This window comes from Methylomarinovum caldicuralii (assembly GCF_033126985.1).
Taxonomy (GTDB): Bacteria; Pseudomonadota; Gammaproteobacteria; order Methylococcales; family Methylothermaceae; genus Methylohalobius; species Methylohalobius caldicuralii.
Genome location: NZ_AP024714.1, coordinates 1,260,652 through 1,282,233 on the forward strand (window position 1 = coordinate 1,260,652; position 21,582 = coordinate 1,282,233).

At 65.2% G+C, this 21,582-nt stretch carries 23 protein-coding genes; 10 read left to right on the plus strand and 13 right to left on the minus strand.

The window, feature by feature from the left end:
* Positions 1–15: 15 nt before the first annotated feature.
* Entirely contained in the window at positions 16–435 is a 420-nt protein-coding gene (gene trxC / locus MCIT9_RS06505) for a thioredoxin TrxC (protein ID WP_317706590.1), read from the minus strand.
* Between the two features lie 18 nt (positions 436–453).
* Complete coding sequence (grxC, locus tag MCIT9_RS06510) at positions 454–714, minus strand: glutaredoxin 3 (RefSeq protein WP_317706591.1); 261 nt, start codon at positions 712–714, stop codon at positions 454–456.
* A 242-nt stretch (positions 715–956) separates the two neighbouring features.
* Here grxC and MCIT9_RS06515 point away from each other — a divergent pair, with 242 nt between their 5' ends.
* The 7 genes from MCIT9_RS06515 to galE all read left to right on the plus strand — a co-directional run bounded on the left by MCIT9_RS06515 (position 957) and on the right by galE (position 8,332).
* Positions 957–2,078, plus strand: coding sequence for an ISAs1 family transposase (locus MCIT9_RS06515; RefSeq protein ID WP_317705762.1), 1,122 nt, complete (start codon positions 957–959; stop codon positions 2,076–2,078).
* 99 nt (positions 2,079–2,177) lie between these two features.
* A complete protein-coding gene (rpe, locus tag MCIT9_RS06520; protein ID WP_317706592.1) occupies positions 2,178–2,861 on the plus strand; it encodes a ribulose-phosphate 3-epimerase in 684 nt (227 codons plus the stop codon).
* Positions 2,862–2,919: 58 nt separating this feature from the next.
* Positions 2,920–4,398 (plus strand): anthranilate synthase component I, encoded by a 1,479-nt coding sequence (gene trpE / locus MCIT9_RS06525; protein ID WP_317706593.1) that lies wholly within the window; start codon positions 2,920–2,922, stop codon positions 4,396–4,398.
* Positions 4,395–4,985 (plus strand): anthranilate synthase component II, encoded by a 591-nt coding sequence (locus MCIT9_RS06530; protein ID WP_317706594.1) that lies wholly within the window; start codon positions 4,395–4,397, stop codon positions 4,983–4,985. The genes trpE and MCIT9_RS06530 overlap by 4 nt, the downstream gene beginning before the upstream one ends.
* The gene (gene trpD / locus MCIT9_RS06535) at positions 4,985–6,001 is read left to right on the plus strand and encodes an anthranilate phosphoribosyltransferase (protein WP_317706595.1); all 1,017 of its coding nucleotides are present in this window, start codon (positions 4,985–4,987) and stop codon (positions 5,999–6,001) included. The genes MCIT9_RS06530 and trpD overlap by 1 nt, the downstream gene beginning before the upstream one ends.
* Entirely contained in the window at positions 5,998–6,807 is an 810-nt protein-coding gene (gene trpC, locus MCIT9_RS06540; protein ID WP_317706596.1) for an indole-3-glycerol phosphate synthase TrpC, read from the plus strand. Before trpD ends, trpC begins: the two co-directional genes overlap by 4 nt.
* 478 nt (positions 6,808–7,285) lie before the next feature.
* On the plus strand, positions 7,286–8,332 hold the full coding sequence (galE, locus tag MCIT9_RS06545) for a UDP-glucose 4-epimerase GalE (RefSeq protein WP_317706597.1): 1,047 nt from the start codon (positions 7,286–7,288) through the stop codon (positions 8,330–8,332).
* Positions 8,333–8,336: 4 nt separating this feature from the next.
* Here galE and MCIT9_RS06550 read toward each other — a convergent pair whose 3' ends face one another.
* The 5 genes from MCIT9_RS06550 to fchA form a co-directional block, all read right to left on the minus strand.
* Complete coding sequence (locus tag MCIT9_RS06550) at positions 8,337–8,576, minus strand: type II toxin-antitoxin system MqsA family antitoxin (RefSeq protein WP_317706598.1); 240 nt, start codon at positions 8,574–8,576, stop codon at positions 8,337–8,339.
* Positions 8,563–8,745 (minus strand): DUF4258 domain-containing protein, encoded by a 183-nt coding sequence (locus MCIT9_RS06555; RefSeq protein WP_317706599.1) that lies wholly within the window; start codon positions 8,743–8,745, stop codon positions 8,563–8,565. Before MCIT9_RS06555 ends, MCIT9_RS06550 begins: the two co-directional genes overlap by 14 nt.
* Positions 8,746–8,748: 3 nt before the next feature.
* The gene (locus tag MCIT9_RS06560) at positions 8,749–9,438 is read right to left on the minus strand and encodes a cupredoxin domain-containing protein (RefSeq protein ID WP_317706600.1); all 690 of its coding nucleotides are present in this window, start codon (positions 9,436–9,438) and stop codon (positions 8,749–8,751) included.
* Between the two features lie 74 nt (positions 9,439–9,512).
* Complete coding sequence (locus tag MCIT9_RS06565; RefSeq protein ID WP_317706601.1) at positions 9,513–11,168, minus strand: multicopper oxidase domain-containing protein; 1,656 nt, start codon at positions 11,166–11,168, stop codon at positions 9,513–9,515.
* Entirely contained in the window at positions 11,165–11,776 is a 612-nt protein-coding gene (fchA, locus tag MCIT9_RS06570) for a methenyltetrahydrofolate cyclohydrolase (RefSeq protein WP_317706602.1), read from the minus strand. Before fchA ends, MCIT9_RS06565 begins: the two co-directional genes overlap by 4 nt.
* Before the next feature lie 77 nt (positions 11,777–11,853).
* Here fchA and MCIT9_RS06575 point away from each other — a divergent pair, with 77 nt between their 5' ends.
* Positions 11,854–12,717 (plus strand): NADP-dependent methylenetetrahydromethanopterin/methylenetetrahydrofolate dehydrogenase, encoded by an 864-nt coding sequence (locus MCIT9_RS06575; RefSeq protein ID WP_317706603.1) that lies wholly within the window; start codon positions 11,854–11,856, stop codon positions 12,715–12,717.
* A 1-nt stretch (position 12,718) separates the two neighbouring features.
* Here MCIT9_RS06575 and cysS read toward each other — a convergent pair whose 3' ends face one another.
* Both cysS and gltX read right to left on the minus strand, forming a co-directional pair.
* Entirely contained in the window at positions 12,719–14,098 is a 1,380-nt protein-coding gene (gene cysS / locus MCIT9_RS06580) for a cysteine--tRNA ligase (RefSeq protein ID WP_317706604.1), read from the minus strand.
* Positions 14,092–15,489 (minus strand): glutamate--tRNA ligase, encoded by a 1,398-nt coding sequence (gene gltX, locus MCIT9_RS06585; protein ID WP_317706605.1) that lies wholly within the window; start codon positions 15,487–15,489, stop codon positions 14,092–14,094. Before gltX ends, cysS begins: the two co-directional genes overlap by 7 nt.
* A 205-nt stretch (positions 15,490–15,694) precedes the next feature.
* Here gltX and MCIT9_RS06590 point away from each other — a divergent pair, with 205 nt between their 5' ends.
* Together MCIT9_RS06590 and MCIT9_RS06595 are read left to right on the plus strand one after the other, a co-directional pair.
* Positions 15,695–15,832 carry a hypothetical protein gene (locus MCIT9_RS06590; RefSeq protein WP_317706606.1) on the plus strand — a complete coding sequence of 46 codons (138 nt, stop codon included), beginning with the start codon at positions 15,695–15,697 and terminating at the stop codon, positions 15,830–15,832.
* A 135-nt stretch (positions 15,833–15,967) separates the two neighbouring features.
* The gene (locus MCIT9_RS06595) at positions 15,968–16,294 is read left to right on the plus strand and encodes a DUF2782 domain-containing protein (RefSeq protein WP_317706607.1); all 327 of its coding nucleotides are present in this window, start codon (positions 15,968–15,970) and stop codon (positions 16,292–16,294) included.
* A gap of 4 nt (positions 16,295–16,298) precedes the next feature.
* Here MCIT9_RS06595 and MCIT9_RS06600 read toward each other — a convergent pair whose 3' ends face one another.
* Genes MCIT9_RS06600 through MCIT9_RS06615 form a run of 4 tightly spaced genes read right to left on the minus strand, consistent with a single transcriptional unit; the run spans position 16,299 to position 21,542 of the window.
* A complete protein-coding gene (locus MCIT9_RS06600; protein WP_317706608.1) occupies positions 16,299–16,730 on the minus strand; it encodes a YcgN family cysteine cluster protein in 432 nt (143 codons plus the stop codon).
* A gap of 4 nt (positions 16,731–16,734) precedes the next feature.
* Positions 16,735–17,490, minus strand: a complete 756-nt coding sequence (locus MCIT9_RS06605) for a rhomboid family intramembrane serine protease (protein ID WP_317706609.1) — start codon at positions 17,488–17,490, stop codon at positions 16,735–16,737.
* 24 nt (positions 17,491–17,514) lie between these two features.
* Positions 17,515–18,702 (minus strand): 2-oxoglutarate dehydrogenase complex dihydrolipoyllysine-residue succinyltransferase, encoded by a 1,188-nt coding sequence (gene odhB / locus MCIT9_RS06610; protein WP_317706610.1) that lies wholly within the window; start codon positions 18,700–18,702, stop codon positions 17,515–17,517.
* Positions 18,702–21,542: a 2-oxoglutarate dehydrogenase E1 component gene (locus MCIT9_RS06615; protein WP_317706611.1), complete on the minus strand. Its 2,841-nt coding sequence runs from the start codon at positions 21,540–21,542 to the stop codon at positions 18,702–18,704. Before MCIT9_RS06615 ends, odhB begins: the two co-directional genes overlap by 1 nt.
* Between the last annotated feature and the right edge of the window lie 40 nt (positions 21,543–21,582).

The following is a 21,582-nucleotide window of genomic DNA, read 5'->3' on the forward strand; positions in this document are numbered from 1 at the left end:
CAAGTAAAGCCGGCTTCAGTGCTGCAGCACCCACTGCTGGATCTGGGAGGCGGACAGTGCGCCGGAAATCCGGTCCACCTCCTGGCCGCGGCGGAACAGGATCAGGGTCGGAATGCTGCGGATTCCGTACTGCTGGGCCAGCCGGGGGCACTCCTCGGTGTCGACCTTGGCAAAGCGGGCCTGGGTCGCCAGCGCGGCGGCCGCCTGGGCGAAGGCCGGGGCCATCATTTTGCAGGGACCGCACCAGGGGGCCCAGAAATCCACCACCACCGGCAGCGCGTTCTGGCTGACGAAGCGGTCGAAGTTGTTTTCCCGCAGCTCGATGGGCCGGCCGTCGAGCAGTGGTTTGCGGCACTTGCCGCAGATGGGGCGGTCGCCCAGGCGTTCCTCAGGCACACGGTTGATGGTGAAACAATGGCCGCAAACGATTTGCATGGTTTGTTCTCCCCAAAGCTAACAGTCGTTCAGCAATTCATCGAGCCGGCCCTGATGCTCCAGGGCGGCCAGTTCCTGATACCCGCCCACGTGGGTGTCACCGATGTAGATTTGTGGCACGGTACGGCGGCCGGTGCGTTCCATCATCTCCCGGCGCCGCTGCGGGTCGAGATCGACCCGGATCTTGTCGATGTCCGTCACCCCCTTGCGCGCCAGCAGGCGTTCGGCCATCAGGCAGAAGGGGCAGTGGGCGGAGGTGTACAGGGTCACTTTTTTCATCAGCAGTCCTTGATATTGGGGTGGGATCGAAAAAATCAAGGGTCATTCTAACCGCTCTTTCCGCCCGCCCTGCTGCGGGAGGGGGCCGGGAAAGCAAATTACCAGCGGCCGGGTTAACCGCCAGGGCAATCGCATGAATATACCCCACGAAGATGATGGTTTAAGATTCGATGACTTGCAGCAGATTACTTGGAGATTAGAGACTTCTTCTCTGAGGAGCATGCTTTTTGTGGGAGGCACAGATGCTGGAAAAGCCCCTGGCGCTGAGCGAGGTGTTCGTATCGATTCCGGACCCGCGACAATCATCGAAGGTAACTTACGATCTGGTGGAAGTGCTGGTGGTTGTGGTGTGCGCGGTGATCTGCGGTGCCGATACGTTGGTGGAGATTGAACTTTGGGGCAAAGAGAAGCTGGATTGGCTGCGTCGATATGTGCCCTTGCCGCATGGGATTCCGTCCCACGACACCCTAGGGAGGATTTTGGCGATGATCGATCCGGAAGCGTTCGGATCGGCCTTCCAGCGCTGGGCGGTGAGCGTGGTTCCGGCATTGGAAGGTCAGGTGATCGCCATCGACGGCAAGACCAGTCGGCGCAGCCGGTCCAAGGGGCAGGATCCCCTGCATCTGGTCAGTGCCTTTGCGGCTCAGTACCGGTTGGTGGTCGGTCAAGAGGCGGTGGCCGACAAATCCAACGAGAAGACGGCCATTCCCGCCCTGCTGGAGACCCTGGCCTTGAAAGGATGCGTGGTGACCCTCGATGCCATGGGGACCGATCCCAAGATTGCCAAGGCCATCCGTGACCGGGGGGCCGACTATGTACTGGCGGTCAAGGACAACCAGAAAGGTCTGTCCGAATCGATCCGGGATTTCTTCCAGGCCTTTCAGGACGCGCCGGACAAAACCCCGCATCAGCAATGCGAGACGGTCGACAAGGCGCATGGTCGCCTGGAAGTGCGACGCTGCTATGTGTTCGACCAGCTCGACGGCCTGGACCGGCCCCAGCGCTGGCCGGATCTGGCCTGCTTTGCCGTGGTCGAGTCCGAACGCACCGTCGCCGGCAAAACCACCCGGGAACGGCGTTTCTACATCACCAGCCTGCCGGCCGATGCCGAACGGCTGGCCTCGGCGGTGCGCCAGCATTGGGCGGTGGAGAACCCGCTTCACTGGTGTATGGATGTCGTATTCAACGATGATCAGATGCGCCTTCGAACCCGACATGCGGCTCATAACCTGGCGCTGCTCAAACAGATGGTGCTCAATCTCTTTCGCCTCGACCACACCAAACGCCGCGGGGGCATCAAGGCAAGACGGCTCCTGGCCGCCTCCAGTGACCACTACCGGGCTCAGTTGCTTGGATGGACGTAGCGTTCATGCGATTGCCCTGGGTTAACCGCTGAAAGCCGCAGGGAAATCCGGTAAACTTAACCGCTAACCAAAAAATGACAACTCATTGAGGAGCCCGGTATGCAGACACCCTGGATAGCCCCGTCGATTTTGTCGGCCGATTTCGCCCGCCTCGGCGAAGAGGTAAAGAACGTCCTCGCCGCCGGTGGCGACGTGGTCCACTTCGACGTCATGGACAACCACTTTGTCCCCAACCTGACCTTCGGGCCGATGGTATGCCAGGCGCTGCGTGATTACGGCATCACCGCCCCCATCGACGTCCATCTGATGATCGAGCCGGTGGACCGCATCATTCCCGATTTCGCCAAGGCCGGGGCCAGCTACATCACCTTCCATCCGGAAGCCTCCACCCACGTGGACCGCACCCTGCAGCTGATCCACGACCAAGGCTGCAAGGCCGGTCTGGTGTTCAATCCCGCCACCCCGCTGGATTATCTGGAATGGGCCATCGAACGGGTGGACATGATCCTGCTGATGTCGGTCAACCCGGGCTTCGGCGGCCAGTCCTTCATCCCCTACGTGCTGCGCAAGATCGAGAAGGCGCGCGAGATCATCGACGCCAGTGGCCGCGACATCCGCCTCGAAGTCGACGGCGGGGTGAAGGTGGACAACATCGCCAAGATCGCCGCCGCCGGGGCCGACACCTTCGTCGCCGGTTCCGCCATCTTCGGCCAGCCGGACTACAATCAGGTGATCGACGCCATGCGCGCCGAGATCGCCAAGGGCCTGGCGACGGGGGACTGATTGAACTTGTCACCGCGGCGGGGGATCGAACGGGAAGATCACCCGCCGCTTCAAGCCCATGACACCACAACGATTCCGGCAACTCGCTGACCAGGGCTACAACCGTATCCCCGTGCGCCGCCAGGTCCTGGCGGACCTCGACACCCCCTTGAGCGCCTACCTCAAGCTGGCGGCCCGGCCCTATACCTATCTGTTCGAGTCGGTCCACGGCGGCGAGCAGTGGGGGCGTTATTCCATCATCGGCCTGCCGGCGCGGCGGGTGCTCAAGGTCTTTGGGCGGCGTATCGAGCTGTGGCGCGGGGACGAGCGGCTGGAGCAGACCGAGGCGGACGACCCGCTGGCCTGGATCAAGGATTTCGCCGCCCGCTACCGGGTCGCGCCGCTGGCGGGCCTGCCCCGTTTCAGCGGCGGGCTGGTGGGCTATTTCGGCTACGAGACCATCGGTTACATCGAACCGCGGCTGCGTCGGGCCATCGCGGGCAAGCCCGATCCTCTGGCGACGCCGGACATCCTGCTGATGGAATCGGAAGACCTGCTGGTGTTCGACAACCTCTCCGGAACCCTGGAGCTCATCACCCACGCCGATCCCGGCGAGCCCGACGCCCTGGAACGGGCCGAGGCACGGCTGGAATCCTGGGTCGAACGCCTGCGTGGCAGCTGTCCCTATCCCGACAGCGGAACGGGCGGCCGGGTGCACGAAAGCGACTTCGTCTCCGGTTTCACCCGCGAGGGCTTCGAGAACGCGGTGCGCCGGGTCAAGGACTACATCGTCGAGGGGGACGTGATGCAGGTGGTGCTGTCCCAGCGCCTGTCGATCCCCTTTCACGGCGAGCCCCTGAGCGTCTACCGCGCCCTGCGCTGCCTCAACCCGTCGCCGTATCTGTATCATCTGGACCTGGCCGATTTCCATATCGTCGGCTCTTCCCCGGAAATCCTGGTGCGGCTGGAGGACGGCGCCGTGACCGTGCGCCCCATCGCCGGCACCCGGCCACGGGGGGCGACGCCGGAAGATGACCTGGCCCTGGAGCGCGACCTGCTCGCCGACCCCAAGGAGCTGGCCGAGCACCTGATGCTCATCGACCTGGGCCGCAACGACGTCGGCCGGGTGGCGCGGATCGGCAGCGTCGAGGTCACCGACCGCATGATCATCGAGCGTTATTCCCACGTGATGCACATCGTTTCCAACGTCGTTGGCCAGCTGCATCCCGGCTTCGACGCTTTCGACGTGTTGCGGGCCACCTTCCCGGCCGGCACCGTCTCCGGCGCCCCCAAGATCCGGGCGATGGAGATCATCGCCGAGCTGGAGCCGGTCAAGCGCGGCATCTATTCCGGCGCGGTGGGTTACATCGGCTGGTCCGGCAATCTCGACACCGCCATCGCCATCCGCACCGCGGTGATGAAGGACCGGCAGCTGCACGTCCAGGCCGGCGCCGGCATCGTCCACGATTCGGTGCCGGAGAAGGAATGGGAGGAGACCATGAACAAGGGCCGCGCCCTGTTTCGCGCCGTGGCCCGGGCGGCGGAGGGGCTGTCGTGAAGCGCATTCGTACCGTCTGCATCGACAATTACGACTCTTTCACCTACAACCTGGTCCAGTACCTGGGGGAACTGGGGGCTGAGGTGATCGTGGTGCGCAACGACCAGGTCAGCCTCGCCGACATCGAAGCCCTGGAACCGCAGCGGCTGCTGATTTCCCCGGGGCCCTGCACGCCGAAGGAGGCGGGCGTCTCGGTGGCCGCCATCGAGCATTTCAAGGGCAGGCTGCCGATCCTGGGGGTGTGCCTGGGGCATCAGAGCATCGGGGTGGCCTTCGGCGGCCGCATCGTCCACGCCAAGCGCATCATGCACGGCAAGACCTCGATGATCCACCACCGCGATGTCGGCGTGTTCCGCGGTCTGAGCAATCCCTTCGAGGCCACCCGTTACCATTCCCTGGTGATCGAGCGCGAATCCCTGCCGGAATGTCTGGAGATCACCGCCTGGACCGAGGACCGTGAGGGGGAATTCGAGGAGATCATGGGAGTGCGCCACAAGACCTATCCCATCGAGGGGGTGCAGTTTCATCCCGAGTCGATTTTGACCCGCCACGGTCACGACCTGCTGCGCAATTTCCTGGAAGGCTGATGGAAGTCAAGGCCGCCCTCGACCGGCTGCTGGCGCCGGCGGATCTCACCGCCGCGGAAATGCGTGCCTTGATGCGGCGGATTCTCGCCGGCGACACCACCCCGGCCCAGACCGCCGCCCTGCTGGTGGCGCTGCGGGCCAAGGGCGAAAGCGTGGACGAGATCGCCGCCGCCGCCGAGGTGCTGCGGAAAAAGGCCGTGCGTATCGAGGTGGCCGGCGACCACCTCATCGACACCTGCGGCACCGGCGGCGACGGTCTGGACACCTTCAACGTCTCCACCACCGCCGCCTTCATCGTCGCCGCCGCCGGCGCTCAGGTGGCCAAGCACGGCAACCGCTCGGTGTCGTCGCGCTCCGGCAGCGCCGACGTGCTCGAGGCCGCCGGGGTCAACCTGGATCTGACCCCGCAGCAGGTCAAACGCTGCATCGAAGCCGTCGGCATCGGTTTTCTCTACGCCCCCCAGCACCACAGCGCCCTGCGCCAGGTGGCTCCCGTGCGCCGGGAACTGGGCATCCGCACCCTGTTCAACCTCCTCGGCCCCCTGCTCAATCCCGCAGGCGCGCCCCATCAGCTTCTGGGGGTGTTCGCCGCCCGCTATCTGGAACCGCTGGCCCGGGTCCTCGGCCGCCTCGGCAGCCGCCACGTGCTGGTGGTCCATGCCGACGACGCCCTGGACGAAATCAGCCTCGCCGCGCCCACCCGGGTGGCGGAACTGAAACACGGCCAGGTGCGCAGCTACCGGATCGAGCCCGAACAGTTCGGTATCCCGCGTTCGCCGCTGGAGACCATCCAGGTGGCTTCCGTGGCGGAGAGCCTCGAGGTGATGCGCCGGGTGCTGGCCGGGGAGGCGGGCCCGGCGGCCGACATCGTGGTCCTGAACGCCGGGGCGGCGATCTATGCCGCCGATCTGGCCCCCGATCTCGAAGCCGGCATCGAACGCGCCCGCCGGCTGCAGCGCAGCGGGGCCGGCCTGAAAAAACTCGAAGCTTTGATCGACTGGAGTCAGCGCCCATGAGCGACATTCTCAGCCGTATTCTTGCCACCAAGCAGGAAGAGATCGACCGGCGCCGCCGCCGCCTGCCGCTGACGGAAGTGCGGGCGCTGGCGGAAGACCAGGGTTCGCCGCTGGATTTTCGCGGCGCCCTTCAGCGCCGGATCGACCAGGGCCAGGCGGCGGTGATCGCCGAGATCAAGAAGGCCTCTCCCAGCAAGGGAGTGATCCGTGAGGACTTCGACCCGCGCGCCATCGCCCACAGCTACGCCCGGGGGGGTGCGGCGTGCCTGTCGGTGCTCACGGACAAGACCTATTTCCAAGGCAGCGAAGCCTATCTGGAACTGGCCCGCCAGGTATCCGGGCTGCCGACCCTGCGCAAGGATTTCCTCATCGATCCCTATCAGCTCTACGAGGCCCGCGCCATCGGCGCCGATGCGGTGCTGCTCATCGTCGCCGCCCTTGACGACGCCCGCCTGCAGGACCTGTATCAGCTCGCCGGGGAACTGGGCATGGCGGTGCTGGTGGAAGTCCACGACGAGGCCGAACTGGAGCGGGCGTTGCCGTTGGAAGAGGCGCTGCTCGGCATCAACAACCGCAACCTGCGCACCTTCGAGACCAGTCTCGACAACACCTTGCGGCTGCTCCCCCGTATTCCCGGGGAGCGCCTGGTGGTGACCGAAAGCGCCATCCACACCCGCGACGACGTGGACACCATGCGCCGCCACGGGGTCCATGCCTTCCTGGTGGGAGAGGCGTTCATGCGCGCCGAAGATCCGGGCGCGCAGCTGCAGGCCCTGTTCTATCCGGTGCAAGCAAGCCGCGTCTGACGTTGCGGGTTTGATGCCGCTCCAAAGCGCGCACATCCCGACGGTTTGCAGCGCCGGTTCCGGCCGCGGTGGTGAGCGGAAGCCCCGGGGGGAGGTGAAGGCAGCGCTTCCTGTCCCGGCGGCACAAGGGCCGGCAAGAGGCCGGCGCTCCCGGAAGGACGCCCCTTCCACATTGCCTTTCCTTTTGCTTCCAGACGTATGAGTTTTGTGCTATATATGACGGCTGCGATGGCGAGGGGTCATATAACCAATCGCGCAGCCCCTTCTTGCTGCCTTGGTTCCGAAGCACCGTCTAGAAAGCGACCTGTTTGAAAAGGGATTAAGACCTGGCGGCGATGTGGGCCGGTGGTAGGCCCGATGAGCGCAGCGCATCGGGCGATGAAAGATTGCCGGATATGACTGCAGGCTAGCGGACGCCGGTGCATCCTTCGGGGTGGGGCGGGTCGTCATACGGCCTCATGCAACCAAAGGGGAAGGGGTGAAACGGATATTGGTGACCGGCGGCGCCGGTTATATCGGCAGCCACACCTGTGTGGAACTGCTCAGCGCTGGCTACGACATCGTCGTGGTCGATAATCTCAGCAACAGCAATATCGAGGCGCTCCGTCGGGTCGAGGAAATCACCGGCAGGGAGGTGCCGTTCTTTCTCGCCGACATTGGCGATGCGGACGAGATGCGGCGTCTGTTCGAGGTCTGGCCCGACATCGCCGTGGTCGTCCACTTCGCCGGCCTCAAGGCGGTGGGGGAGTCCTGGGAAAAGCCGCTGCTGTACTACCAGAACAACATCGCCGGGACCCTGAACCTGTGCGAGGCGATGCAGCGGGCCGCGGTCAAGCGGATGGTGTTCAGCTCCTCGGCCACCGTTTACGGCGATCCTGCTTCGGTGCCGATCACCGAGGATTTTCCCCTCCAGGCCACCAACCCTTACGGCCGCACCAAGCTGTTCATCGAAGAGATCCTGCGCGATCTGGTGGAATCGGACCGCCTTCACCGGCGCGAGCAGCCGTGGACCGCAACGCTGCTGCGCTATTTCAATCCGGTCGGGGCCCACGAAAGCGGCCGAATCGGTGAGGATCCCCACGGTATCCCCAACAATCTGATGCCTTACATCACCCAAGTGGCGGTGGGCAAGCTGCCGCAGCTGCAGGTCTTCGGCGGTGACTGGCCCACCCGCGACGGGACCGGGGTGCGCGATTACATCCACGTGGTCGATCTGGCCAGGGCCCACGTGAAGGCGGTGGAAAAGCAACTGGAGAACCCGCCCGGGCGGGTCTATACCTACAACCTAGGCACCGGTGAGGGCTACAGCGTGCTGGAGATGGTGGCGGCCTTCGAGCGGGTCACCGGCCGCCGGATTCCCTACCGCATCGTCGACCGCCGCCCGGGGGACGTGGCCGAATGTTACGCCGATCCCTCCCGCGCGGCCGAGGAACTGGGTTGGCGGGCGGAGAAGGGTATCGACGACATGGTCCGCGATGCCTGGCGCTGGCAGTTGCAGAATCCGGACGGTTATCCGGATTCTTGAAGGTTCAGGCAGCGTCAGGCCAGTTCAATACTTCGATTTCTGGGGCCTTCTTGCGCGCCTCCTGAATCAATTTTTCCAGATGGCGGGCCGTTTCCTGTCCAATCCAGCTTTCACCGCATTGTTGGCAGACCTGCGCTGGCACTTTGCGCACGACAATGACTCCCGATGCCAGGTCGATCGTAATTGTCGTGTATCCGGGGGTTTTGTCGCCACCACAGAGTGGACATACACTATCGCGGTTCATTCATGGCTTCCTCTGGATAAAATTCGATCATCTCGCCCTGGAGTAAGACAGCTTCGACTTCTTCGAGCGCAATTCCCCGTTCGAGCAGTCGCTCCAGCGCATGTTGCTGGTATTCTATTTTGCCGCAACGAACTGCTTGGCGTAATTTCCTGAGCCAAGAATCCGGCATGGATCAATCTTCCGCCAGACTTCGGAGTATCCAGCGTCCGGCCCACACCAGCAGGATGCCGCCGGCCAGTGCCAGCACGAGGAAGGCGATGCGCCCGCCGGTCCAGCGGGTGGGATAGCGGTCCGGGCGGACCGGTTTGGTCAGCCCCGGCAGGCTGGTCAGGTCGCGGTCGCCGCCGGCCACCTTGAGCTGCGCCTTCATGCCGTGCTCGGTGTGCTGGGCGATGTCGCAGTGGACCAGATAGGTCTTCTTGTAGGGCGGCAGGATGAAACTGGCGGTTTCCTCGCCGGGACCGGAAACCTCGATGGTGAACATGCCCATGGGGTAGAGGTCCTGCGGCAGGCCGTGGACCATGAACTGGTGGCGGATGTGGTCTTCGTTGACAAAGCGTACCGTGAGGCGGGCGCAGGGCGGCACCTCCCAGCTCTGCCGGTCGTAGGCGAACACCAGCCCGGGGAATTTTTTGGCGTATTTGCGGCTGGCGTGGACGGTGATCTTGACGTCCTCGGAGATTTGGGCGCAGCCCTGGGGCAGCCGGGTCGGGTTCTCGTTCATCACCATGCTGTCCATGTCCATGCGGTGGCCGGCATGGGCCAAGCCCGTGAGGGAGAACAGCAGAAGCAGGATACCGGCAAGGCGGGACAGGGCGGGTCCATTCGCAGGGTGTACCCGGCCTGGACGGGCGGGTTTCAAGCCTCCAGGGACGGATTCACGGCGTCCCGGAGAACGGACCCGCCCTGTCCCGCCACGGCATAGCAATACCTGGATCATGACGCTTCCCTCCATTCCCGCCAGGCGAAGAAGGCCAGTCCCAGGGCCAGCCCCAGGCTCAGGCCGGCCAGCAGCACCCGCACCGGGTCGGGCGGCAGGGGCGCCGGGTCGCTGTAGATTTCCCAATCCTTGCTGCGGGCCCAGGCCGGCACCTGTTTCTGGTAGAACCAGCGGTTGAAGAACGGCACCAGATCCATGCCCTGCAGCTTGGGGAAGCCGTTTTCGTCCAGGAAGCGGCGGTAGATCACCAGACTGATGTCGCCGCCGGGGCCGACGCCGTCGGAGGTGACGCTCTTTTCCGTATGGTCGTGCATCAGCCAGGCGCCCTGGCCGAAGCTGTGCAGGCCGTCGTCGTGGGTGTCGAGCACCAGGTCGAGACGCTGGGCCGGGGCCAGGTCCTGGACGTCGCGGGTGACGGGGGATGGCAGCGGCACGCCGTCGGCGGCGATGGCGGTGGTCTTGTGGCCGTGGAGGTGCAGCGCCAGGGTTTCGGGATGACCGTTGAGGACCCGCAGCAGTACTTTCTGATCCGGTTCCACCACGATCAGACTGTCGCGCAGGGTGTAGGGAAAGGACTGGCCGTTGACCAGGAAGAAATCCTCGTCGGCATCGGTGATGTCGTAATCCCGATTCATGGCTTTGGCCACCAGGCGTGGGTCATTGTACTGCTGGATCGGCCGGTAGCGTTCCTTGTCCAGCGTCTGATAGTGGAGGTCGTATTCCTGGGCGTATTTTTCCCGCACCGCCCGCGAGGGATGGCGAACCTTGCCGGCGCCGACGTTGAAAGTCTGGAGCCAGTTGTTAGGCCGGTTCTCCTCGACGATGAACAACCCCTGCAGGCCCATGAGCATGTGCTTGTCGGTCTGCACGTGGCAGTGGTAGAGCATGGCGCCGGGCTGGCGCGGCCGGATCGGATAGGTGCGGCGCTCGCCCGGCATCAGCATCTTCTCGCTGGTGATGGGGACGCCGTCGTTGCCTTCGCCATTTGGCTTGAGGTAGGGATGATCGACGCCGTGCAGGTGAATGGTGTGGGGCAGATAATGGGTGTTTTCCAGGGTCAGATAGACCGTGTCGCCCTGTTCCACCCGGATCGGCGGCGAGGGGGCGCGCAGCAGGGGGTTGGCGTCCAGGTTGACGGCATCGACGGTGGCCATGCCGCGCATCTTGGGCACGAATACCCACAGGCCGGGCGTCAGTCCCGGGGCGATGCGGTAGCCGGGGATGAGGAAGTCGCCGTCGGGAGTGCTGCCGTTTAGTTCCCCCACTTCCAGGCGGATGTGGATGACGTCGGGGTCGCCGTCACCGTCGCGGTCGTTTTCCTTCACCACCGCATCGGCCGCCAGGCGGGTCTTCATCAGGGTGGGCATGGTGACGTTGTTGGTGCCCTTGACCACGCTGGCGATCACATAGGGGTTGTCCGGATCGCACTGGGGATCCTCGTCGATCTCGACGCCTTCGATGGTCTGGGCCCGGCGCCATTCCGGATGGGCGAAGCTGCAGAACGGTTCGGTCTCGGAGAGCGAGGGCACCCATTTCACCGTCGGCGGCGCCTCGAGACCGGCCTGGGTGGCGTTGCCGGGAAACAGCAGCCAGGCCGCCCCCAGGCTCAGCAGGATGCCGAGGAAATAGGCGGAAAGACGCAGAGGCTTCATAGCTTGGCCAGAATGTGGTTGTACAGCTGTTCGACTTCCCGGTCCCTGCCGTCGAGCAGGGCTTCGAGCTCCCCGCGGCGCTCGGCCACGAAGGCCGGATCGCGGATGGCGTTGAGGTTGACGGTCACGTTGATGGCGCAGCTCTTGAGCGCCGCATGGGCCGCCAGCACCCCGACGCCGGCATCGGACAGCACGTTGGGATTGCCTTTTTCCGCCGCCTCATGGCACAGGCCGATGACCTCGACGCACAGGCGGGCGCAGGCGAGGGGCACGTCGGTGGCGCCCTTGAGGGCGGCCTGGATCGCCTCGCCGCGGTTCGGGTCGTCCTTCGGCAGCCGGTAGGCGGCCATGACCCGGTCGAAGGCCGCCACATCCGCCTCGATGGCGGCCAGCAGCCGCTGGCGCAGTTCCGCGGCCTTCGCCTGGAGGGCATGCATCTCGGCCTCCACCGCCCGATAGCGGGGCTTGCCCACGGTGAGGCTGGCGACCATGCCCACCAGCGCCGCGCCCATCGCCCCCATCACCGCCGCCGCGCTGCCGCCGCCGGGGGTGGGGTCGGCGCTGGCCAGGCGGTCGAGAAAAGTATCGAGGGATTGGTCTTTGAACATGGCGCAAACCTGGTGGCGGAATCGGCCCGCTATTATAATCGATCGATTGTTTCCTTAGGACTTCCAAGGTGCATGCGGTGAAGAAACTCCTGTTCCAGTTCGATACCGACAGCCATCCGGCTTCCTTCGATACCGTGGTCGCCTACGATGGCGGCGCCGACCACGTCATCGGGCACGCCAACCTGACGCCGGACAACGTGGGGCCTCTGGTGGACGGGACCATCTTCACCCGCGCCCCCAAGGACAAGAAAAACACCGCCATCTTCATCGGCGGCAGCGACCTCCAGGCCGGCGAGGCCCTGCTGGCGGCGGTCACGGCCCGGTTTTTCGCTGATTTCCGGGTGTCGGTGATGCTCGACAGCAACGGCAGCAATACCACCGCGGCCGCCGGGGTGGCGCGGATCGCCTCCAGCACCGAGGTGCGGGGCAAGAGGGCGGTGGTGCTCGCCGGCACCGGTCCCGTCGGCCAGCGCGCCGCCGCCCTGCTGGCCAAGGAGGGGGCCCAGGTGGTGCTGACTTCGCGCGCCCTGGCGCGGGCCCGGGCCGCCTGCGAGGCGATGAAACGGCGTTTCGGGGTGGAGATCACCCCGGTGGAGGCCATCGACAACGCCGCCCGCGCCGCCGTCATCGAAGACGCCCACATCGTGTTCGCCACCGGCGCCGCCGGTGTTCAGCTGTTGGAGGAATCCCAGTGGCGGGATCTGCCCCGGCTGGAGGTTCTCGTCGATGCCAACGCCACGCCGCCCCTGGGAATCGAAGGGGTGGACATGATGGACCGCGGCACGGAGCGCCACGGCAAGATCTGCTGGGGGGCCATCGGCTTCGGCACCCTGAAACTGGCCGTGCACCGGGCCTGTATCGCCAAACTGTTCGAGCGCAACGATCGGGTGCTGGACGCCGAGGAGATCTACGCCATCGCCAAGGAGATGGCGGCGGCCTGAATCAGGCCCGCCGCCACAGGGTTCCCTGGGGCGTATCCTCCAGCACGATGCCCTTTTCCCTGAGCTGGTCGCGGATGCGGTCGGCGCTGGCCCAGTCGCGCCGTTTGCGGGCCTGATTGCGCTGTTCGATCAGGCGCTCGATTTCCTCGTCGGAAAGATCCGCCGTCTCCCCCTTGAGGAAGGTTTCCGGGTCCTGGGTCAAAATCCCTAAGACGTTCCCCAGCGCCTTGAGCGTCGCTCCGAGGCGGGCCGCCCGGTCCGGGTCACGGTCGCGCAGGCGGTTGATCTCCTTGGCCAGGTCGAACAGCACTGCCAGGGCCTCCGGGGTACCCAGGTCGTCGTCCATGGCGGCCTCAAAGCGCTGGCGCCAGATTCTGCCTTCCTCGCCTTCCTCCGCCTCCGGCAGACCACGCAGGGCGGTGTAGAGACGGGTGAGGCCGGCTTGGGCGTGCCTCAGTGAATCCTCGGAGAATTCCAGCGGGCTGCGGTAATGGCTGGAGAGGAGACACAAGCGGATCACCTCGCCGGGATATTTCTGCAGGAGCTCGCGCAGGCGGATGAAGTTGCCCAGGGACTTGGACATCTTTTCCTGATTGACGCGCACGAAGCCGGCGTGCACCCAGTAGTTGACGAAGGGGTGGCCGGTGGCCGCCTCGCTCTGGGCGATCTCGTTTTCGTGGTGGGGGAACTGCAGGTCGGCGCCGCCGCCGTGGATGTCGAAATGGGCCCCCAGGCAGGCGGTGGACATGGCGGAGCATTCGATGTGCCAGCCGGGGCGGCCCGGTCCCCAGGGGGAATCCCAGGCAGGCTCCCCCGGCTTGGCCCGTTTCCAGAGGACGAAGTCCAGGGGATCGCGCTTGGCCTCGCTGACCTCCACCCGGGCGCCTGCGCGCAGTTCCTCCGGTTTCTTGCCCGACAGTTTGCCGTAATCCTTGAAGCGGCTGACGGCGTAATAGACGTCGCCGTTTTCCCCCACGTAGGCATAACCCTTGTCGATCAGGGCCTGGATCATGGCGATGATCTGCGGGATCGACCGGGTGGCGCGCGGTTCCTGATCCGGCGGCAGGCAGCCGAGGGCCTTTTCGTCCTCGTGCATGGCACGGATGAAGCGCTCGGTCAGTGCCTCGATGGGTACGCCTTCCTCGGCGGCGCGGCGGATGATCTTGTCGTCGATGTCGGTGATGTTGCGCACGTAGGTGACCTCAAAGCCCTTCCAGTGCAGGTAGCGGGCCAGCACGTCGAACACCACCATCACCCGGGCATGGCCCAGGTGGCAGTAGTCGTACACGGTCATGCCGCACACGTACATGCGGACCTTGCCGGCTTGAAGGGGTTTGAACGGTTCCTTGCGGCGGGTGAGGCTGTTGTACAGTTTCAGCATTGGTGCGTGATCCATTGGGCCAGTCGGGTTTGCACCCGCCCGGGGCCGGGCAGGCGGTAGAGACGTTCCAGTTCCGGGCCGTCGAGGCGGCCGCTGAGGGCGGCGCGCAGCGGCTGGAACAGCCGTTTGCCTTTGACGCCGGCGAGCCGCTTCAATTCCGCCACGAAGGCCTGGTAGTCCTCCGGGTGGCGGCGGGCTGTTTCCAGGGCGGCCTGGAAGAATTCCGCCGGGGTCTGTTCCAGGACCCGGCGGGCTTCGGGGTCCGGAGCCCCGGCATCGCCGAACAGGATTTCGGCCCAGCGGCGGGCCTCCTTCGGGAACAGGCAATTGCTGCGCACCAGACTCAAGAATTCGCTGCGGCAGGATGCGGGGATCAGGGCGCGGGTAGCCTCATCGAGCCAGTCCCATAGGGTGGCGTCGTCGGCGGCGTGGACCGCCTGCTTCTGCCAGTGGTCGAGCTGCTGGGGGTCGAAGCGGGCCGGGGACTTGCCGATGGCGGCCAGATCGAAGCCTTCGCTCAGTTCCGCCAAGGTCAACAGCGCCTCCTCGCGGTAATGATGGCCGAGACGGGCGAGCAGGTTGACCACCGCCAGGGGCAGATAGCCCTGCTGGCGCAGCTCGCGGATACTGCGGCTGCCGTTGCGCTTGGACAGGGGGGCACCGTCCTCGCCGAGGATCAGGGGCAGATGGCCGTAGCGCGGCGGGGTCAGCCGCAAAGCTTCGAGGATGAGCAGCTGGCGCGGGGTGTTGGCCAGGTGGTCCTCACCGCGCAGCACGTGGGTGACCGCCATGAGGGCATCGTCCACGGCATTGCAGAACAGGAACGCAGGGGTGCCGTCGGCGCGGCGGATGATGAAATCGCCGATGTCGTCGCTGCGAAATGCCTGGGGGCCGCGGATCAGGTCGTCGAAGGCGATCTGACGGCCTGGCGGGACGCGAAAGCGCAGCGTCGGTTTCAGGCCCCGGGCCAGGCGGGCTTCGACCTCCTCCGGGGACAGCCGCGCGCAGGTGCCCGGATAACGGGGAGGCTGACCGGCGGCGCGCTGGCGGGCGCGGATTTGCGCCAGTTCCTCCGGGGAGCAGAAGCAGGGATAGGCGCTTCCTGCCTGTTCCAGGCGGGTGTAATAGCGGTCATAGATCGCCTGCCGCCGGGACTGGAAATAGTCGTCCGCTTCGGCCGAACGGGGGCCTTCGTCCCAGTCGATGCCGAGCCATTGCAGGTCCTCGATTATCGCTGCGACATACTCGGCGCGGCAGCGCTCGCGGTCGGTGTCCTCGATGCGCAGCAGGAAGCGCTCGCCGGCAAGGCGGTTGAACAGGGCGGTGCGGGCGTTGCCGAGATGGATGAAGCCGGTGGGACTGGGCGCAAAGCGCGTCTTGCCTGGGCGCATGTTGTTTCATCTGTAGGGGAAACGGATATTCTATTGAATTTCCACGGCGAACGAAAACAGAGCAGCCGTGGTAAACAAAAATTGACCGGCACCGAGGGGGAAGCACGGCCCTTTCTTGACAGGATGATGTCAATTCGTAACAATGAAGCCGCTTGCATTTTGCGTAGCACGACCGATTAAAACAAATTTTTCAAGGTAGGATCTCATGGGAGCTATACTCGACTTAGTGGAAAAGATGCGCACCCCGGGCGGCATCGTCGTGACCATCCTCATCATCGTGGCCGCTTATTTCTTCTATAAGTGGGTGATGGCCGAGCCGGAAGATCAGGACAAGGGCGAGTAATCCACGCCCCGGACCTGAATTTCCCTCCGGGGAGAGCACGAAAAAAGCGGGATGTCTCCATCCCGCTTTTTTCGTGCCTGAAAACGCCGCCGCCGCCGTTATAATGGGGCCATGCAAGCCACCAGGAGAACAGCGATGCGCCGGCTTTTACCCGTTTTGCTCCCGCTTCTGATCGGCGGTGCGGCCCGGGGCGCTGATGATGATGCCCCGCCGCCGCTGGAGCCGCTGCCGGAAGTGGAGGAGGATCAGGAACTGCAGCCGGAGGTGACGATCCGCCGCCGCGGCAAGAGTGTGATCGAGGAATACCGCATCGGCGGGCAGCTTTACATGATCAAGGTCATTCCGCCCATCGGTCCGCCCTATTATCTGGTGGATACCGATGCCGACGGCACTCTCGACACCCGCCGCAGCGATCTGGAGGAGGGGGCCCGGGTGCACCAGTGGCGCATCCTGGAATGGTAGGATCTCAGCGCAGCCCTTCGACCACGTGGTCGTGAACGTCTTCCACCTCCGTCTCCGGAATCGCGAAGCTGCGGATGGAAATGCCGGCTTCGTGCACCGTTTCCGGGTCGCCGCTCACCAGGGGATGCCACCCGGGTAGGGGTTTGCCCTCCGCCAGCAGGCGGTAGGCACAGGTTTGCGGCAGCCAGTGCAGCGGCGGCAGCCCTTCCTTGAGATCGAGGCAGTCGGGCACCAGCTGGCGGCGGATGCGGTACTGGGTGCAGCGGCCGCCGGTCAGGTCGAACAGGGCGCAGACCACGTTGGTGAACAGGATTTCACCGGTGTCGATGTCCTCGATCTTGTGCAGGCAGCATCGGCCGCAGCGGTCGCACAGGCTTTCCCACTCCGCCTCGGTCATTTCCGCCAATGATTTGCGCTGCCAGAACGGTTCGGTCATGCCGTCACCAGCGGTAGTCGCTGCGTTGCCGCGGGGTCTGGGCGATATGTTCGGCCAGATAGTCGGGCCGGTGCAGCGGGCCGGCCAGCAGCAGCCCGGCGAGGAAACCGCCGGCATGGGCCCAGAAGGCCACCCCGCCCGCTGCGGTGTCGGTCGCCAGGCCGGCGATGATCTGGATCAGGAACCAGTAGCCGAGCATGAAATAGGCCGGCACCGACACGACGGCCAGATAGAAGCCCATCGGCACCAGGTTTTCCACCCGGGCGTTGGGGTAGAGGCGGGCGTAGGCGCCCATCACCCCGCCGATGGCGCCGGAGGCGCCCACCATCGGCACCGGGCTGGACGGATCGGCCAGCGCCTGGGCCGCGGCAGCCGCCAGACCGCACAGCAGGTAGAAGAGCAGGAAGCGGCCGGATCCCATGGCGTCCTCGACGTTGTCGCCGAAGACCCACAGAAACCACATGTTGGAGATCAAGTGGAACCAGCTGCCGTGCATGAACATGGACATGAACACGCTCAGCCAGGGGGAACGGTTCTCCAGCATGCATTCCACCTCCGGTCCCAGCGGTACGCTGTCTCCGGGTTTGAGATGGCCGAACAGTTCGGCGGGAATCATGGCCCAGTCGCACAGGGCCTGCAGCACCATCAGCGGCTGGCCGAAACCTTCCAGCCCGGCCCAGACCAGCACGTTAAGGGCGATGATGGCCCAGGTGGCGATGGGGGTGCGGAGCGTCGGGTTTTCGTCGCGTAAGGGGAACATGGATCGACCTCGTCGTTATTCTCGTCAAATGCCCAGGAACAGCCGCTCCGGCGCCTCCAGGATTTCCTTGACGGTGCGCAGGAACAGCACCGCTTCGCGGCCGTCGATGAGGCGGTGGTCGTAGGTCAGGGCCAGATACATCATCGGCCGGATCACCACCTCGCCGTCCACCGCCACCGGCCGTTCCTTGATGGCGTGCATGCCGAGGATGGCGCTCTGGGGCGGGTTGAGCAACGGGGTGGAGAGCAGGGAACCGAAGATGCCGCCGTTGGTAATGGTGAAGGTGCCGCCCTGCAGGTCCTCCAGCGCCAGGGAGCCCTCCCGGGCCTTGCGGGCGAATTCGTCGATCTGCTTTTCGATGTCGGCGAAGCCCAGCCGGTCGGCATCGCGCAGGATAGGCACCACCAGACCGCGGTCGGTGGAGACGGCGATGCCGATGTCGAAATAGCCGTGATAGACGATGTCCTCGCCGTCGATGCTGGCGTTGACGATGGGAAAGGCCTTCAGCGCCTCCACCGAGGCCTTGACGAAGAAGCTCATGAAGCCGAGCTTGACGCCGTGTTTCTTCTGGAACGCCTCGCCGTGGCGTTTGCGGATCTGCATGACCTTCAGGAGGTCCACCTCGTTGAAAGTGGTGAGCATCGCGGTGTTGCGCTGCACCTCCAGCAGCCTTTGGGCGATACGGGCGCGGATCCGGGTCATGGGAACCCGTTGTTCGGAACGCTCGCCGGTGGGCGGCGCCGGTGCGGTAGCCTTGTGGCGTTCCAGATAGGCGAGCACGTCTTCCCGGGTCAGGCGGCCGCCTTTGCCGGTGGCGGGAATCTGGCCGGCGTCAAGGCCGTGTTCGGTCAGCAGGCGGCGCACCGAGGGGCTGAGCGCTGGCGGCTGTGCTTCCGCTTCCGGTTTGGCCGGCGTCAGCGGTGGCGGGACCTGGGGGGCGCCGGTGGGCGGTTTCTCAGTCGGGGCCTGCACGGCGACTTCACCGGGTTCGAGAACCGTCAGCACCTCGCCGCTGGTGACGGTGTCGCCTTGCGGATGCTTGATTTCCTTCAGGGTGCCGTCGGTGGGCGCGGGCACCTCCAAAACCACCTTGTCGGTTTCCAGGTCCACCAGCTTTTCGTCGCGGCGGACCGCCTCACCGGGTTTTTTGTGCCAGGCGGCGACGGTGGCATCGGTGACCGATTCCGGCAAAGGAGGAACGCGTATTTCCATCAGCCTGCTGCCCGTTTGAGTTCGTCGATTTGAGGATGCAACGCGGCCTCAATGATAGCGTGTTGCCGTTCCACGTGCATGGCGAAAGCGCCTTCGGCGGGGGCGGCCGCCGGCGGGCGGCCCACGTAGCGCAGTTCCACCCCGGAAGGCAGGGTTTCCAGGAAACGGTGGCGGATCTGGTACCAGGCGCCCTGGTTCTTGGGCTCCTCCTGGCACCACACCAGCTCGCGCAATTTGGGATAGCCTTCCAGGGCCTGTTGCAGGGCTTGGGCGGGGAAGGGGTAGAGCTGTTCCAGGCGGAGGATGGCGATGTGGTCGATTTGCGCCTGGCGCCGGGCTTCCAGCAGTTCGTAATAGATCTTGCCGCAGCACAGGATCACCCGCCGCACCCGGTCGCGGTCGATGGGATCGGTTTCGTCGATCACCAGCTGGAAACGCCCTTCGGCCAGTTCCTCCAGGGTGGAGACGGCAAGGCGGTGGCGCAATAGGCTCTTGGGGGTGAAGGTGATGAGCGGCTTGCGGTAAGGCCGCAGCATCTGCCGCCGCAGCAGGTGGAAGATCTGCGCCGGCGTGGTGGGGACGCAGGCCTGCATGTTGTCCTCGGCGCACAGTTGCAGGAAGCGCTCGAGACGGGCGGATGAATGCTCCGGCCCCTGGCCTTCGTAACCGTGGGGCAGGAACAGGGTCAGCCCCGACAGCCGCCCCCACTTGGCCTCGCCGGAGCTGATGAACTGGTCGATCACCACCTGGGCGACGTTGGCGAAGTCGCCGAACTGGGCCTCCCAGATCACCAGGGTTTCCGGATCGGCGGTGCTGTAGCCGTATTCGAATCCCAGCACTCCCTCTTCGGACAGCAGCGAGTCGTAGAGGTAGAAGCGGGTGTCGAAGCGGTAGGCGATCTTCTTCAGGGGGATGAAGGGTTCGCCGGTCTTGTAGTGATAGACGATGCCATGGCGGTGGAAGAAAGTGCCGCGGCCTGAATCCTGCCCGGTCAGTCTTACCGCCTTGCCGTCCGCCAGCAGGGTGGCATAGGCCATGTTTTCTGCGTAGCCCCAGTCCACCGGCAGCTCGCCCTCGGTCATCCTGCGCCGGTCCTCCCAGATCTTGGCGACCCGGGGATGAAGCTCGAAACCTTCCGGCAGCTTGAGCCACTCGTAGGCCAGGTCCCGGAGTTTCTCCAGCGGGAAGCGGGAATCGTAGGGTGCGTCCCAGCGTTTGCCCACGTAGGGATGCCAGGCGACCCGGTTGCGGAAGGTGGTCTTGGGCAGGGGTCGGCGCAGCAGCGGCCCGCCCTGTTCCAGGGCCTGGGTGTATTCGCGCTCGAAGCGTTCGGGGGTGGCCGGATCGATCACGCCTTCCTCGATCAGCCGGCGGGCGTAGAGGAAGGCGGCGCTGGGATGCTGGCGGATGTGGCGGTACATCACCGGCTGGGTCACCGCCGGCTCGTCGGCCTCGTTGTGGCCGTGGCGGCGGTAGCAGACCAGGTCGATGACCACGTCGCGGTTGAAGGTCATGCGGAATTCCAGTGCCAGGCGGATGACGTAGATCACCGCCTCGGGATCGTCGCCGTTGACGTGGAAGACCGGCGCCTCGATCATCTTGGCCACGTCGGTGGGATAGGTGGTGGAGCGGGCGTCGAAGGGGTTGCTGATGGTGAAGCCGATCTGGTTGTCCACCACCACGTGGACGGTGCCGCCGGTGTGGAAGGCGCGGGTCTGGGCCATCTGCAGGGTCTCCATTACCACCCCCTGGGCGGCGAAGGCGGCGTCGCCGTGGATCAGCAGCGGCAGCACCCGGTTGGGGCCGGTCTTGCCGATGCGGTCCTGGCGCGCCCGGGCCGAACCTTCGGCGACCGGGTCGATGATCTCCAGATGGGAGGGGTTGAAAGCCAGGGCCAGATGCAAAGGACCGCCCGGGGTGGGAATGTCGGAGGAAAAGCCCAGGTGATATTTGACGTCTCCGGTGGTCCCCTCGCTGGGTGTGGCCTTGCCCTCGAATTCCTGGAACAGCGATTCCGGCTGTTTGCCGAGGATGTTGACCAGCACATTGAGGCGGCCGCGGTGGGCCATGCCCATGACCATCTCCTCGATCCCCTTCTCTCCGGCGCGTTGGATGAGCTCGTCCAGGAGGGGGATGAGGCTCTCCCCGCCTTCCAGGGAAAAGCGCTTCTGGCCCACGTAGCGGCGGTGAAGGTACTTCTCGATGCCCTCGGCGGCGATCAGCAGTTTCAGGACCCAGCGCTTCTCCTCCGGCGTCAGCCGCGGTCGGCATTCACTGGTCTCCAGCTGCCGCTGGACCCAGTGGCGCACGTCGCGGGAGAGGATGTGCATGGTTTCGCTGCCCACCTTGCCGCAGTAGATGCGTTTAAGCCTGGCGAGAATCTCGCGCAGGGTCATGCGGCCGGCACCGTGGATCAGGGAGGCGTCGAATTCCCGGTCCAGGTCGGCATCGGTGAGGCCGTAGAAGCCCGGATCCAGTTCCGGCAGGTAGGGTTTGGGGCGCAGCGGCAGGGGATTGGTGTCAGCCACCAGGTGCCCCAGAAGGCGGTACTGGACGATGAGGCGGTTGACGGCGATCTGCTTGGCGCAGGCGGTTTCCTCGCCGGTTGCCGCCGCCGCTTTCGCTTCCCGGGCCAGGGCGGCGAAACGCTGGCGCACCGGCCGGTGGGGGATGTCCGGATGATCGGGCAGCTGCCGCTGCAACTGGCGGAAACGCTCGCGCCAGTGAGGCGGGACGCTGTCGGGATCTTCCAGGAAACGCTCGTAGAGGGTCTCCAGATATTGGATGTTGCCCCCGTAGAAGGGGGAGGACTGGCGCCAGCGTTCGAAGGAGTCGCTCATAGGCCCTCGTCGGGGTTGCGGATGTTGATGGCGGGGGCAA